Origin of the sequence: Methylomonas koyamae, assembly GCF_006483455.1 — a bacterium.
Lineage (GTDB): Bacteria > Pseudomonadota > Gammaproteobacteria > Methylococcales > Methylomonadaceae > Methylomonas > Methylomonas koyamae_B.
Genome location: NZ_PPPU01000049.1, coordinates 1 through 14,431, shown reverse-complemented (window position 1 = coordinate 14,431; position 14,431 = coordinate 1). Strand labels below are relative to the sequence as shown.

General features: G+C 51.9%; 12 protein-coding genes. 2 read left to right on the top strand and 10 right to left on the bottom strand.

Annotated features, from left to right (window positions below; all coding sequences use genetic code 11):
• The 6 genes from C2U68_RS18655 to C2U68_RS18635 all read right to left on the bottom strand — a co-directional run.
• On the bottom strand, positions 1-653 hold a 653-nt coding region (locus C2U68_RS18655; protein ID WP_140913981.1), incomplete at its 3' end, for a CmpA/NrtA family ABC transporter substrate-binding protein.
• A gap of 474 nt (positions 654-1,127) precedes the next feature.
• Positions 1,128-3,392 carry a putative bifunctional diguanylate cyclase/phosphodiesterase gene (locus tag C2U68_RS18650; protein ID WP_140913980.1) on the bottom strand — a complete coding sequence of 755 codons (2,265 nt, stop codon included), beginning with the start codon at positions 3,390-3,392 and terminating at the stop codon, positions 1,128-1,130.
• Positions 3,393-3,410: 18 nt separating this feature from the next.
• Complete coding sequence (locus C2U68_RS18645) at positions 3,411-6,677, bottom strand: chemotaxis protein CheB (RefSeq protein ID WP_140913979.1); 3,267 nt, start codon at positions 6,675-6,677, stop codon at positions 3,411-3,413.
• Between the two features lie 110 nt (positions 6,678-6,787).
• Positions 6,788-6,925, bottom strand: coding sequence for a hypothetical protein (locus C2U68_RS21325; RefSeq protein ID WP_186289668.1), 138 nt, complete (start codon positions 6,923-6,925; stop codon positions 6,788-6,790).
• A 43-nt stretch (positions 6,926-6,968) separates the two neighbouring features.
• Positions 6,969-7,523, bottom strand: a complete 555-nt coding sequence (locus C2U68_RS18640) for a PAS domain-containing protein (protein WP_140913978.1) — start codon at positions 7,521-7,523, stop codon at positions 6,969-6,971.
• 604 nt (positions 7,524-8,127) lie between these two features.
• Positions 8,128-8,706 carry a beta-class carbonic anhydrase gene (locus C2U68_RS18635; RefSeq protein WP_140913977.1) on the bottom strand — a complete coding sequence of 193 codons (579 nt, stop codon included), beginning with the start codon at positions 8,704-8,706 and terminating at the stop codon, positions 8,128-8,130.
• A gap of 14 nt (positions 8,707-8,720) precedes the next feature.
• Between C2U68_RS18635 and C2U68_RS21320 the strand changes: the two genes are divergently transcribed.
• Together C2U68_RS21320 and C2U68_RS18630 are read left to right on the top strand one after the other, a co-directional pair.
• A complete protein-coding gene (locus C2U68_RS21320; RefSeq protein ID WP_186289667.1) occupies positions 8,721-8,870 on the top strand; it encodes a hypothetical protein in 150 nt (49 codons plus the stop codon).
• Positions 8,863-9,747 (top strand): LysR family transcriptional regulator, encoded by an 885-nt coding sequence (locus C2U68_RS18630; RefSeq protein WP_140913976.1) that lies wholly within the window; start codon positions 8,863-8,865, stop codon positions 9,745-9,747. Before C2U68_RS21320 ends, C2U68_RS18630 begins: the two co-directional genes overlap by 8 nt.
• Positions 9,748-9,920: 173 nt before the next feature.
• On the opposite strand, the gene lnt is transcribed toward C2U68_RS18630, so the two are convergent.
• The 4 genes from lnt to modA form a co-directional block, all read right to left on the bottom strand.
• Positions 9,921-11,489: an apolipoprotein N-acyltransferase gene (lnt, locus tag C2U68_RS18625; protein ID WP_140913975.1), complete on the bottom strand. Its 1,569-nt coding sequence runs from the start codon at positions 11,487-11,489 to the stop codon at positions 9,921-9,923.
• Positions 11,490-11,606: 117 nt separating this feature from the next.
• Complete coding sequence (locus tag C2U68_RS18620) at positions 11,607-12,782, bottom strand: molybdenum ABC transporter ATP-binding protein (protein ID WP_140913974.1); 1,176 nt, start codon at positions 12,780-12,782, stop codon at positions 11,607-11,609.
• A 33-nt stretch (positions 12,783-12,815) separates the two neighbouring features.
• Positions 12,816-13,244, bottom strand: coding sequence for a molybdopterin-binding protein (locus C2U68_RS18615; RefSeq protein ID WP_140913973.1), 429 nt, complete (start codon positions 13,242-13,244; stop codon positions 12,816-12,818).
• A gap of 59 nt (positions 13,245-13,303) precedes the next feature.
• The gene (gene modA / locus C2U68_RS18610) at positions 13,304-14,068 is read right to left on the bottom strand and encodes a molybdate ABC transporter substrate-binding protein (protein ID WP_140913972.1); all 765 of its coding nucleotides are present in this window, start codon (positions 14,066-14,068) and stop codon (positions 13,304-13,306) included.
• Between the last annotated feature and the right edge of the window lie 363 nt (positions 14,069-14,431).

Genomic DNA, 14,431 nt, shown 5'->3' with positions numbered 1-14,431 from the left:
ACCGCCAATAAAGCCTCGGCATTGATTTGGCCGGAGGTGTCTTGCGGTGGCGCGTAAAAACCGGGGTTGATGCCGCCGGCCGCCAGCCAGTAACGCAGTTTGACGTTGTGGCTTCCTGGCGGGAAGGTCATCGCCATATTGAAGGGTTTGCCTTCGGCTTTAAATTTGTCCACCACTGGCTTCAAAGCGTCGGCTTTAATCGGATGCACGGGTTTACCGCCTTCCATCGGCACGTTTGGTTTCATCTGCTTCCAGATGTCGTTGGATACAGTAATCGCGTTACCGTTGAAACCCATACTAAATGGCACGACGATATCGGCTTTGGTGCCGTAGCCGGCGCTGTAGCCCAAGGGGGCGGCTGCCAGCATGTGCGATCCGTCTAACTCGCCGTTCACAACCCGGTCCATTACCACTTTCCAGTTTGCCTGGGCTTCCAATTGCACGAACAGGCCTTCTTCTTCAAAAAAACCTTTTTCTGCGGCGACAGCCAGCGGGGCCATGTCGGTCAGTTTGATAAAACCGAATTTCAAATCTTCTTTCTCGGGTTTGGCGCCGGCCTGCAAGGTAGTCGAAAAACTCAATCCGGCGACTGCTATGGCGGCAGCGACGGCGACAAACAGTTTTTGGGGGGCGGGTTTCTTGGCTGGTTTCATGTCGTTTCCTGTTAGCGATAAAAGTCTGGGCCAAAAAAAAAGCGCCTGCAGCCCGATTCCTAATCGAATCGGGTGCAGGACGCCTTTGTCCGGTTTGCTCAACATTGAGCGGTTAAAACAGTAACCCTGCTTTGGGTGTTATTAAGACTTAAGCAAACGGGGTGCCATTTTTGATTTTTTAGGAAAAATAATAAAAAATAACCGTTAAAACAATGCGTTGAAAATTACCTGTCCGGCTTTAGTCGGAAAACCCGAATTGTGTCGAGGCTAAAAGGCGGGTGGGATTGATAACAGTTTGGGCGAATCGCACATCTATGGTGCGAACAAATGTGGTCAAACTGGTGCAAATCTGACTTGCTTGCCGGCCATGCTGGGGCATGGTTTAACGAAACGGAGACTGCTTGAACATGGCCTGCCAAGAGCGCCCGGCGTGCGGGCCTGCCGTGGAATCGGGTAATTCGGCTCGGGCCTGGATTATATTGGGGCTGTATTGTGCGTGCTGGAGCCAACCAACGGCAGTTTGATGTCAGTCGCTGATAACGGCGGCGAATAGAAATAACCCTGGCCGAGTTGGCAACCCAATTGCGTCAGTAATTGGGCTTGATCGGCATTCTCAATGCCTTCCGCCAGGATCAGCAGGTCCATGTTCTTGCCAATATCAATGATGGACTTGATCAGCGCATTCTCTTGCTCTGCACCCAATTCATGCACAAAGGACTGATCGATTTTTAGGATATTGAGCGGGAATTTCTTCAGGTACGCCAGTGAAGAATAACCGGTGCCAAAATCGTCCAGGCTCAACAAAATGCCGAGTTCGCGCAATTCGTGCATCACCCGAATGCTCTCGCCGATGTTTTGCATGGCGGTGGATTCGGTGATTTCCAGGATCAGTTGGGCGCCAGCCAAGTGGCAGTTGGTCAACAATGTTTGAATGTCCCGGCACAAACCGGGCTGCAGAAATTGGCGAGGCGACAGATTGATACTAATTTTGAGCGGTATATCCGGCCATCGCCCGCGCCAAACCGATGCTTGTTGACAGGCGTTTCGGATTACCCAGTCGCCGATCGAGTTGATCATGCCATTGTCTTCGGCGATAGCCAGAAAGCTGTCGGGTTTCAACTCGCCCCGTTGCGGATGCTGCCAACGCAGCAAGGCTTCATAGCCATAGACCCGGTGATCGGCCAAATTGACCAGTGGCTGGTAAACCAAATGGAATTGATGTTCCCAATCGGCCATCTGCAACTCAAACTCCATACTGCTGCGGGCTATGGCTTGCTGACGCATCTGATCGTTGTAGAAACGGTAGCGGTTACGCCCCGCGGCCTTGGCGGCATACATCGCGGTATCGGCGTTTTTGATCAGCTCCGGCGCCGTGGTGCCGTGTGCAGGGAACAGGGCAACACCAATGCTGACGGAAGCGTTAAATTGGACGCTGCCGATTTCGTGGGGCAGGGACAATTCGTGAAGCAGCTTTTGCAGGATATGTTCGGTGGTGGAGTGGCAATGATCCAGATCCTTGAAGTGGGTCAACAACACCACGAATTCGTCGCCGGCAAACCGCGACACGCTATCGGTTTCTCTGATACAGGCAAGCAGACGACTGGCGACGTTTTGTAGCAGCACGTCGCCTGCCAGGTGGCCGCAGGTGTCGTTCAACAGTTTGAATCGGTCCAGGTCGAGAAACAGAACACTCAGCGACTCGCGCGAGCGGCTGGCGTGCAAGATGGCATTGTTCAGCAGTTCGTTGAAGTAACTGCGATTGGGTATTTTGGTCAGAATGTCGTAATGCGCCAAAAATTCGATCTTGCTGTCGTTCAATTTTTTTTGCGTGACATCGGAAAACATCACAATGCAGTTTTTGATTTTTCTGAATGCATCATGGCTACAACTGACGGTCAGCGAGGCCGTGAATGCACTGCCGTTACGGCGATAAAGCTCCACTTCTCCCTTCCAGCGGTCGTGGCTGATCAACTTGGACCAGATCACCTCGAATAGTTTGAGGTTCTGGCCGGCAAACAACACCGAAACCACCGACTTGCCGATAACTTCGGAACGCTGATAGTCGGTAATATCGATGAACGATTGGTTGACGCTGAGAATCTGTTTGTGGTCGTTGGTGATCAGGATCGCCTCTTCGCTGGTTTCAAATACCTTGGCGGCCAGTGCTTTCTCCTCTGCCAGACGATGCCGGTCAGTGACATCCACCGCGATCACCAACAACGATTGCCGCCCTTGGCCGCTCTCGTCGAGTTCGCTTATCTGGCGCGCATTGAACTGAACCTGCACGGGTATGCTTTGCCGCGGGTTTTTCAGTAGCCGCAATTCGATGGTTTTATGCTCGGGCTTACTGAAAAACGCCGGGTAGCGCGCACTGAAGATGATGGCGTCATCCGGGTGAATGAAGCGGCTGAGGTGATGGCCTTCAACATCCTGCTGTCTGACCTCCAACATGTCGAGTAGTGTCTGATTGGCCTTGAGAATGCGCCCCTGCTGGTCCATCTTCAAATACCCTGCAGGAGCTTGATCAAACAACAGACTGAAATTATTTTTGGCTTGGAGTAACGCCTGATAAGTTTCCCGCAACGTCTGGTTTTGCATCTCCAACTGCATTTGATGCACGTTCAATTCGTGGATCAAAGCTTTGACGTCATCCAATTGCCCAGGGTACAGGCCGTTGGGTAAATCCTTCAGAAGTGCTTCCGCTCGGCGACGTAAGGTTTCGGGATCCAGTTGCGCCATTCCGATTTCCGAGCGGTGTTAAACCGGTTTTTCTGTGGTGACCACCAGCATGGTATCGCCGTTTTGGTAGCCGAGCACCGATGCGATCATAGTGATGTCCAGCACTTGTTTGTGTTTGGTCAGGCGTTGGATCTGGGTAACCTGATAGCTCGATTTGCCGGAAATGATGCTTTGAAACATGTTAAACGCTTCGTCGCGCAGACTGGTCGGAATCAAGCTCTCGAACTTCATGCCCATCGCTTCGGATTGGGACCATCCGTACAGGGATTCCGCGCCCTTGTTCCAGGCGACGATACGCCCCTCGAAATCGATGATAATAATGGCTTCACTGACATCCATAAGCATGGAAGCCAGCTTTTGAATGCAATTGATGCAATGGCGTTTGTCGATCAACAAGTGGCTTCTCAGATCCCGTTCGGTCAACGCAAAGATTTGTCCGCTATCGTTTTGGGCAGAGAGCAAGGTCGCAGATACGGAAACATCAATGACTTCCCCTCTCCGATTTACACGCTTGCTGTCGAATTGGGCAACTTGTTCGCCCTGTTTGAGTTTTTCGAATACCCGACGCATTCTTGGCCGCTCGTCCAGCGTTACCAGGTTTTCGAAGTGCATTTGCAGTGCCTCTTGCTCGCTCCAACCGTACAGTATTTCCGCGCCACGATTCCAGGTGATAAATTTGCCGGATTCGTCCATAAGGGTAATCGCATCCTGCGAATAATTGACAAAGCTAGCCAGACGCTGGGTTTCCAATTCGGCCCGTTGTTGCAGACTTTGCTGGGTTTGTTTCAGCAGATCGATATTGACGAACGTCAGGATCACCCCGGAATAGATCCGGTCCGAAACGGCGTAGGGAATGATCCGCATGAAGAACCAATTGCCAGACTGGTTTTGCACTTCCGATTCCAAAATGACCTTTTTTGCCACCACTTGACTGATCAGATTCTCGAGATCGATGTCGCGAATTGAATGAGTCAAATGAAAGAACGGCCGGCCTATGTCGTTTTCGACAATATGAAACAGGCTTTGCAGTTTATGGGTAAAGCGGCGGATATCCAGATTCTCATCCAGAAACAGGATGCCGATATTGGTGCTATTGAACAGGTTGTCGAGGTCGTTGTTGAGAATGGTCAACTCGGTGATTTTGCTCTGGTGTTCGGCGTTAACGGTATACAACTCTTCGTTTACCGATTGCAATTCCTCGTTGGTGCTCTGCAATTCTTCGTTACTGGCTAATAATTCTTCGTTGGTGGCTTGCAATTCCTCGTTGGAGGTTTCCAGTTCTTCCACCGTGGCTTGCAGGTTTTCCCGGGTGAGTTGCAGTTCCTGTTCCAGATCGTTGATGCGTTGCGCGGCGTCCTGATTGATATCGAAATTATCGGCGACGAAGCCGATGTCCTGGGTGGCGTGATGATCGGCCTCGAAAATCAGAATCGCAATCAGGGTTTCCTGGCTCTTGCGACCGGGCAACAACCTGATGTGAATGTTCAGCGTCCGCGCCTTGTCCTTTTCGCGCAGTTTAATGTTGGACATACTGATGTTTTCCCCGCTTTTCAGGGCTTTTCGCACGCCGGTAGCGATCGGAATGGCCAAGTCCTTGCTGACCAGTTTGGTAATGTCGGTGACCAATTTGCCGCTGGGGTAGGTCAGATAACGCTGCGCGTCGCCGAAGATATGCGATATCTCCAAGTTCTCATTCACGATCATGGTGAACGGCAGCAGATCTTTGGTCAACGCGTTAAAAAAGCGTTCCAGAATTTTGTCGTCCTGATAACGGCCGGCAAAGTGACGACTGGATTGCGGCGACGTATTGCTGAAGGACGTTATCAGTGTCGGGGTGGGATCGATACTGCTAATACCCAGGCTGCGGTATTTGCCCCGAGCCCGGTAAATCTTGCCTTTGGGGCTGACCATGTCGAAATAGTCGACCATCTCGCCAATCGATTCGCTGGTGCCCAGCATCAACAGGCCGTCTTTCACCAACGAAAAATTGAATAGTTCAAGTATCTTTCTTTGCAGGATGGGCTGTAAATAAATCAATAAATTTCGACAGCTCAATAAATGAATGTTGGTAAAAGGCGGGTCCTTAATCAGGTTGTGCTGGGCGAACACCACCATCTCGCGGATGGATTGCGATATTTGAAAACTGTCTTCCCGGCGTGAAAAATATTTCACCAGCAAATGCGAGGGTATATCGGCGGCGATACTCTCCGGATACAGGCCGCTACTGGCTTTCTCCACGGCTTTGGCATCGACATCGGTGGCAAATAATTTCATCCGGAAAAAATTGCCGGAATATTCCCGATATTCCGCCAGCATGATTGCCAGCGAATAGGCTTCCTCTCCGGTGGAGCAGCCGGCAATCCATACCCTGATTTCGTTGTTGCTGATTGACTTCACCAACTGGGGTAGCCATTTACTCCGAATCTCTTCGAACACCGTGTCGTCGCGGAAGAAACTGGTAACACCGATCAACAATTCCTGAAATAAGGTTGATACTTCCTGGGGATTTTCTTCCAGTAGGTTGCGGTATTCTTTGAGGTCCCGACATTGGTTGATCGTAATACGACGTTCGATACGGCGGACGATGGTGTTGGGCTTGTAAAACGTGAAATCGACTTTGTGCTTGTCGCGCAACAGGGCAAATATGCGGGTGAGATCGCTGTCCTCGGAATTGATGCTGGCATCCTGAAAGGCGTATGGATGCTTGACGAATGCCATCAACTGTTTGGGCATGTCTTCCGGCGGCAGTATGAAGTCGACCAGGCCGGTCGCAATCGCATTTCGAGGCATGCCGTCGAACTTGGCGCTTTCTTCATCCTGGACCATGACCATGCCACCATGCTCCTTGATGGCGCGAATTCCGCGCGTGCCATCGCTGCCGGTACCGGAAAGGACGATGCCAACCGCGAATTCACCGACATCTTCCGCCAATGAGCGCATGAAAATATCGATAGGCAAATTAAGTTCGTTGCTATGGTTCTGATTGTTCAACAGCAGATGGCCGTGAAAAATCGTCAGGTTTTTACGTGGCGGTATCAGGTAGACATGATTAGGCTCTACTTTCATGCCTTCTTCGATTCGCAACACCGGCATCAGAGTGTGCTTGGATAGTAGTTCTACCATCAAGCTTTTGTAGTCAGGCGATAGATGCTGAACCACAATAAACGCCATCCCCGTATCCGCCGGCATTTTTTTGAAGAAACTTTCTATCGCTTCCAAACCTCCGGCAGAGGCACCGATACCCACTACGTATCGCTGGTCATTTTCTTTGTCGAGTTTTTTCATCGGTTCGCGGAGGGTCTATGCGGCTGCATTGAATACATTGTAGATAGATTGTTCATGTCAAACTCGCCACGTTCGACAGTCTCAACCATGAACCAAATTACTGTTACACGTCAAAATACCGTTAATTCGCCTATCTCCCAAGCATCGAAAACCGCATCTGATTGAATGCCGGAGCCGCCTTCGACACCGTGGGAACCCAACTTGGCGTTATCAGTGGGCTTAGTTACCAAATCCGTTTTCGCAGACATTCGAAGTTTGCCGACCGGTTCAACAGGGAAGTCGGACCGGACGTTACAGATCATCGAGATCCGTTACGGTAATGATCAAGGCTTGCCCGGGAGTATGCGTAGGTGCAGATGTTTCGTTTTCGCCAATTTTCTTGCCCGACATTTTGGTTTTTAGCGGCATGTTTTTTTTGGCTTTCAGGCTCAGTGCAATTGATTTCCCTTCGGGGTTCTTGAAAAAACTGTCGAAGCGCGAATTGAACAACACCTTATCCTCATCGACTATCACCGAAGACAAGTGCTTTTTGACCAGCTGACCTTTCGAGACACCGAGCCATTCCAATAGCGTGTCGTTAACCTGCTCGACAAAACCGTTCGCACCCACAATGACGATACCCACCGGCAGTTGGTGGAACAGATAGTGGTAGTTGTTTCGTGAGCGGGTGAGTTCTTCCTGAGCGCTAATCAATTCCTGATTCTGCATCTTCAACTCGATCTGATGAATCTGCAGATCGTAAAAAATCCGTTGAATTTCATCCGGGGTGATCTGGCTGATTTCTTCCGGCGTGAAATCAATGATGTTTTCGGTCAGACCTTTAATTTTGTGCAGATATTCCGCCATTGCAACGCTCCTAGTGTAATGAAACACGCTTTCCAGTGTGTGATTGTTCAGGAAGCTTACCAGATTGCCCAAATCTTACAATCGAGCCCGGTTAAGAGTGCCGAATTGTCTGATTGTTCCGCGCAGCTCGGTAGGCTGCGGTTGGCGGATTGGCTCGGCTACCAGTTTTCACGAAAGCCAATACCGCGGTGACTGAGATCGGCAGGGCTTATTGAAAAAATAGCGGCCTCGGTCAGTTGAAGCGGGTGCGCCCGGTTACCTTTTAACGAATTTGTAGAGTCTTGGTTGACTCTCTCTGGCGCGGTCGCACAAGAATAAAGGGTGATGCTAGAACAATATCTGGATAAGCCTTGGAAATACGGCAAACGCATAGATATCTGAAGTCGTAAACGGAAGCGATGAGCCGAGATCTGGCCAAGACTGCGGAAGAGTGCCCACTTGGCAGAATACTCCAGACAAATGGCGGCTGAAGAACGCGATCAGCCATTTTATTTGATGAGAGCTGGCGCGGCCTGCCTGATTTGGCTCGGGCTTTACCAAGAAATGCAGTGAAAGATAGCAGTTGCATAACTGCTATCTTCAATTGCTTAGCGTACTGGAAATCTTAGCTGGCTTGGCCGGCGGCAGTGGCTTCCGGTACCTCAAGCAATCGTCCGGTTTTGACGTCGTAGACGTAGCCGTAAACCGGAATATCGCTCGGCACCAGGGAGTGGGCCTTGATACGTTTCACGTCTTCCAGCACGCTGTCGGCCTGGTTCTTGATGGTCAGCCAATTAATGTATTTACCGTCGGTCGAGCCGGGACCGTCGCCGCTATCGTGCCAGCCGCTGGCGTCGACGCTGGCGGTTTTCAGGCTGCTGGCCAGCAAATCGCTCATGATGTCGTTGGTAAAGGTTTCCATGCCGCAATCGGTATGGTGAATCACGAACCATTCCTTGGTGCCGAGCAATTTATAGGAAATGACCAGGGAGCGGATGGCGTCGTCGCTGGCGCGACCGCCGGCGTTGCGGATCACGTGGGCGTCGCCTTCGGCTAAACCCGCGTATTTGGCCGGGTCCAGGCGGGCATCCATACAGGTCAGGATGGCGAATTGGCGGGCGGGCGGCATCGCCAGGCCGCCTTTATCGAAACTGGACGCGTATTCGCGATTGGCTAGGAGTACTTCGTTGTGAATTTTGCTCATAAAAACCTCGGTGGGTGAAAAAACGTCTGGCCGAAACTGCCGAACCAGACGGTGTAACAACTATCTCCGGGGTAAATTTTAACGAAGCCGGAATATGGTTTAAAGACGCAGAAAAGTTTATAAAATATAAACCTCAGGTTTATAAAAAGCAGGGCGATGGATAAATTCAATAATATGCGGGTGTTCTGCCGTATCGTCGAATTGGGCACGTTTTCCGCGGTTGCCAAAGAACTGAAACTGTCGACGATGATGGTCAGCAAATATATCGCCCAGTTAGAGGCCTCGTTGGGGGTGGTGCTCTTGCATCGCACTACCCGCAGCATGAGTTTGACCAGCGCCGGAGAGGCCTATTACCACCGCAGCAAACAGTTGCTGGAGGATTTGGCCGATCTGGAGTCGTCGACGGCCCAGTTGGGGGAGCGGGTAAAAGGCACCATCAAAATCAGTGCGCCTATCGATTTCGGCGGCATGTACATGGTGCCGGCCATTGAGGCTTACTTAAAAAAATATCCGGAAGTCAAAATTCTGATGTCCTTGGATAACAAACCGCCCAATTTGCGGGTCGGTAGCGTCGATATCTCGTTACTCGTCACCGACACCCTGGACCCGGGAGTGGTGGCGAGGAAGATCGCCGAAACCGAACTGGGGACTTATGCCTCGCCCGGCTATCTGGCTGAAAAAGGCTGTCCGCAAACCATAGATGAGCTGAGCGGCCATCAATGCTTGCATTATGTCGATACCCCGCACGGCGATTATTGGTTGTTCAACGTCAACGGCGAGCTGAAACGGATCAAATCCGATTGGATGCTGGCTTCCAACAACGGCCGGGCCTTGTGCCAGGCGGCGGCCATGGGGATGGGTATCGTCCAGGCGCCGCGCTTATCGGTCGCACCGCATTTGCAAAACGGGGAGTTGGTTGAAATTCTGCGTGAATACCGGCGGCCGGAATTGGCTATTTACGCCACCTATCTACAGCGGCGGTTCTACCCGGCCAAGTTGACTACTTTCATCAATTTTCTGTTGGCTTATTTTGGGCAATAGGCTTTATTTGTACTTTCGGACAATGTGGCAACTTGTCGCGTGACAATATGCCGCATTCCTAATATAAGGGGTTGCTGATAATATGTGCGTTATTGCAGAGATGTTCAGTGCAATAACTTCCTCCTCTCAAATCCGGCTTACAGCCGGATTTTTTTTGCCTGCCGGTTATTGTTTTAGGTGACAGTTGCGCCGGGCTTTGTAACTCCGGCGCGCAAGCCGGCTATTAGTAACAGAACCAGTCCGCTCCATAACAAGCCCGGCATCAGATGGAAATGGCGTTGGTAAAACGTGCTGGCCGGTTGTTTCGAGAACGGCACATGATAGCTGCCGGCCCAGCTCGTATCGAGTGGCGAAAGCGGCAATACCGTACCATCGGCTAGCGACACTGTGGATATGCCGGTGTTGGTGGCTCGCAGCACCGGCCGCCTGAATTCCACGCCCCGCGCCAGCGTCATATATAAATGTTGGTAAGGCTCTTGCCAGCTACCGTACCAGGAGTCGTTGGTGACGTTGACGATGAACTGCGCTCCCAGATCGGCCAGCCCCTTGGAAAATTCCGGGAATAGACTTTCGTAGCAGACTTGCGGCCCAATATCGAAACCGTTCAAGCGCAGCAACAAGGTCGGTCCCGGTCCGCGCCCGAATTGGCTGACCATAGGCAATGCAGTTTTCAGCCAGGGAAACACGTCTGCGAACGGAATGTATTCGCCCAAAGCCAATAAGATCGTTTTGCTGTAGTGCGGCTCGGTGACCGTGCCGGTTTCGTCGATCACAAACAAGGAATTGGTGATGGCATTATGCTCGTCCTTCGCGTAAGCCCCGGTCAGTAAAGCCAATTGCCGGTTGCGCACAAACTGTTGTAACAGATCGGCGTACTGCGCTTGGTTGTATTCGCCGCCCAACAGGGCAGGGAAGGCGGTTTCCGACCACATCACGAAGTCGACGTCCGGGTTGTCGGCCAAACCGGCATCGGTGGCCTGAAAATATTGGGTCAAAATTTCCGCGCGATAGCCTTTGCCGTGTTCCATGGACTGTTTTTGCAGGTTGCCGATGTTGGCTTGCACCAGCAGCACGTCCAATGCATCGTCGGCGGCCGGCAACCGGTTTGTCAGCCATAGTCCGCCGGCGTTCAGCCCGGCAAAGCCGAGCACGATCGCGACGGCTGCGGTTTTGCCCGCGCGTTGCCCGCGCTGCTGCCAGGCATACAGCACGGCCAAATTGGCGAGTACGGTCAGCATGCTTAAACCGGCGAAACCGACGATTTCCGCCCATTGGTAGAGCGGCAAGCCGGCGCCGTACCAGCTATACCCGAAATTCCATTTGAATAGCATCGGCACGTAAAATTCGGCCAAGGCGGTCAGAATCGCCATCAAAGCCAACGATAACTCGCGACTGGCGCCCAGGCTGCGGCGAGCGTAAAACCAGGCCAAGCCGGCGATCGGGACGAACAAATGGCCGAACGCCGCGAAAATCAGCATACCGATCGCGGCAACCAGCCAATTGACGTTGGCGAATTCGTGCAGGGTGTAAGTCACCCAGTTGAAGCCGATCATCGTATAGATAAAGCTGGTCAATATCCCGCTTAGCAGCACCGGTCGTAGCTTGTCCTGGCTTTGCCAGAATTGCCACAGCGGGACGAAACAGAACAACGAGGCCCAAGGCGGGAAGGGGATGTAACTGGTACCGATGAAAATGCCGGATAACACCGGCAGCCACCATGGCGATCGAAAAGCCTGCCTCATATCTATCTATGCCGTTTGCCGCTAAAAAGCGTCGATTGTAACCGATAGCGGTTGGCAGTCCGCTCGGTTTGCGGGAAGAGAGGCGCTGGCGGGTTGGACCCGTTCGCCGCTTTTACGTTAACTCGCGGGAAACGTTAATGGCTCGATGGCGGCCGGGCTCATGTAAAAGTAGCCGTCGCCATGGCTGATGACGCGCTGGTAGGGCAGATGGTCCAGCTCGGCCAGATAGACGATGGCGTGGGTTTTGATCAAGCAATAGACAACGTCGCCTTCGCGCAAAGCCATGGTCGCGCAGGCGCCCGGCGTGATCTCCGCCAACAGGGTCCCGCCACAATCGATTTGTACGATCAAGCTTTCGCCGTTCGGAATCAAGGCACAGATGCGGCCTTTGAGTTGGTTCTGGATCGAAATCCCGTCGATATAAGCGCGGGAAAGCGCAATATCGTTAGCGCGGATAGATATCTGGGTTTGGCTGCCGACCTCCAAGTTCGGGCGGAGCGGCAATACCAACGTGGCGCCGGCACTGTCGGCCAGACTGCTACCGCCCTGAAAGTCGTGGTGGCGGACGGTGATCGGTAGAATATTGTCGATCTGGCGGATGCCTAGATAACGCAACGCACCGTGTTGTTTGGCGATGTCGCGCAGCGAACCGCTGCGCATGACTTGGCCGTGTTCGAGCACCACCAGTTGGTCGGTTAGTTCGATGATTTCGGCGACCGACTGGCTGGCGTACAACACCGTTAGGCCGAATTCGTCCAACAATCGCTTCAGTATCGGCAGCAACTGCATCCGATAAGCCTTGCCAATCGTCGCAAAAGTTTCGTCCAACAGCAGCAATTTCGGTGATTTAAACAGGGAGCGGGCCAATGCCACCCGCTGCCGCTCGCCGCCGGATAGGAGTTGCAGCGGATTATCCAGAATTCCGCCCAACTCCAACAGGTCGATCAGGTAATCGAGTTTGAACAAACGGCGTTGTTTTAAGGTACGAAAATAGGTTGCCTGCAGGGTATCGCGCACCGTTTCGGTGCTGTCGGCGCAATCCGTTTGCAGTACCGCTCCGATCGGGCGTTGCTCGCGCGGCATTAAAATGCCTTTCTTGCTGTCGTACAAAATTTTGCCGTTCAAGCTGATATAGCCGCTTTGCGGTTGCAAGGTGCCGGCGATCAGGTTGAGAAGTGTGCTTTTGCCGGCGCCGGACTTGCCCAGCAAACCGACGCTGGCATCGTCTATCGACATCTGCGTAGCCAACTCGAAATGGCCGCGCCGTAACCTTACATTTACGTCCAACGACATAATCGCCTTAGCCTCAACCGTGTTAAAACTCGATCAACTTTGCACGGCAAGAATAACGGCGCCGGCTTTGAATATCGCAGTAGCCGGCTGGCCTACAGTTAGTCCTAGCTTTTCGACGCTGTCGTTGGTCACTGTCGCCGCGACGATCTCTTCGCCGCCGAGTTCGATGTCGACCTCGGAATTGACTGCGCCGGGTTTGACGGCCATTACGGTTCCGGCAAGCTGGTTACGAGCGGAAACTTTATAGCCGCCGAAATCGGTGACGACGATGATCTGCGGGGCTTTCACCAACGCGATGGCTTCTACCCCGACTTCGATTCCGAGCGTTGCCACCGACTCTTTGGTAATCGACGCGACGATGGTGGCGCCGCCTTTCGAGCTCAGGTAAATCTCGGCATTGACTGCGCCGATCAACACTTGTTCGACTTTGCCGCTAAATTGGTTACGTGCACTGGTTTTCATAATGAGTCCTGGTTTAAGTTGTTAGCTAAGAGGGGGATAAGAGGGGGAGGGCGTCATGGCTACTGCGGTAACGAGTAACCATATTTTTCGATAATTGCTCGCGCGGGAGCGGTTTTAAGGAACTCCAACAAGGCTTTTGCAGCCGGATTGTCGCGGCCGTTGTTCAGTAAAACGGCATCTTGCAATATTGGTTTGTAAAGATTGGTCGGAACGGTCCAGCCCGAACCGGAGCCGATCTTGCCGTTTTCCATAACTTGGGAAAGGGCAACGAATCCCAATTCAGCATTGCCGCTACTGACGAATTGGTATGTCTGGGCAATATTCTCGCCATGCACGAACGTGGGTTGCAGCTTATCCAACAGTCCGAGGTTTGTTAAAGTGTCTATCGCCGCGGCACCGTAAGGTGCCAACTTAGGGTCGGCCAGTGCTATATGTTTAAATTTGCCCGAGTTCAAAACTTGACCTTGGGAATCCACAAAATCCACCGTTGCCGACCACAACACCAACTTGCCTACAGCATAAGTGAACCGGCTGCCGGACACGGCTAGCCCGGATTCCTCGAGTTTCAGCGGGCTCTTGTCATCGGCGGACAAGAAAACTTCAAATGGTGCGCCATTCTCGAATTGTGCGACAAATTTCCCCGATGACCCGAATGACAATTTCGCCGTGTGCCCGCTGGTTTTTTCGAATACTTGGGCAATTTCGTTCATTGGTTTGGTGAAGTTTGCCGCAACCGCTACTAAAGCCGTTTCGGCCTGTGCGGTTGTGTTGATAACCAATAGACCAGCTAACGTCGTAAGTCTGCTATTTACAGAAAAAAACATGTCAAATCTCCTTAATCCGAACATGTTTTGTAGTGTATACCGTTATATACAATTGTAAATAACGAGCGATTGGTCTCCTGTTCGAATGACAATACCGTACAAGCTTTTGCAAAGACGAGCATTAACTACATCCTGTGTTTTGCTACGTAGATTCCACTATATACAGGAATGCGGAGGGGCGAGATTAAATGACCGTTGATAACTTGTTTCTTAACCCAAAACAATCAAACGGTAACCTCAAGGGTCAAGTCAGATTGGAAAGTGCACTGCTCAAATTGAGCACGTCATGGGCTTTCGGCAGTTCTCACCGCTATGCTTGCTGGTAACTCCATATTATTTTACATAATATACATTATGCGAACT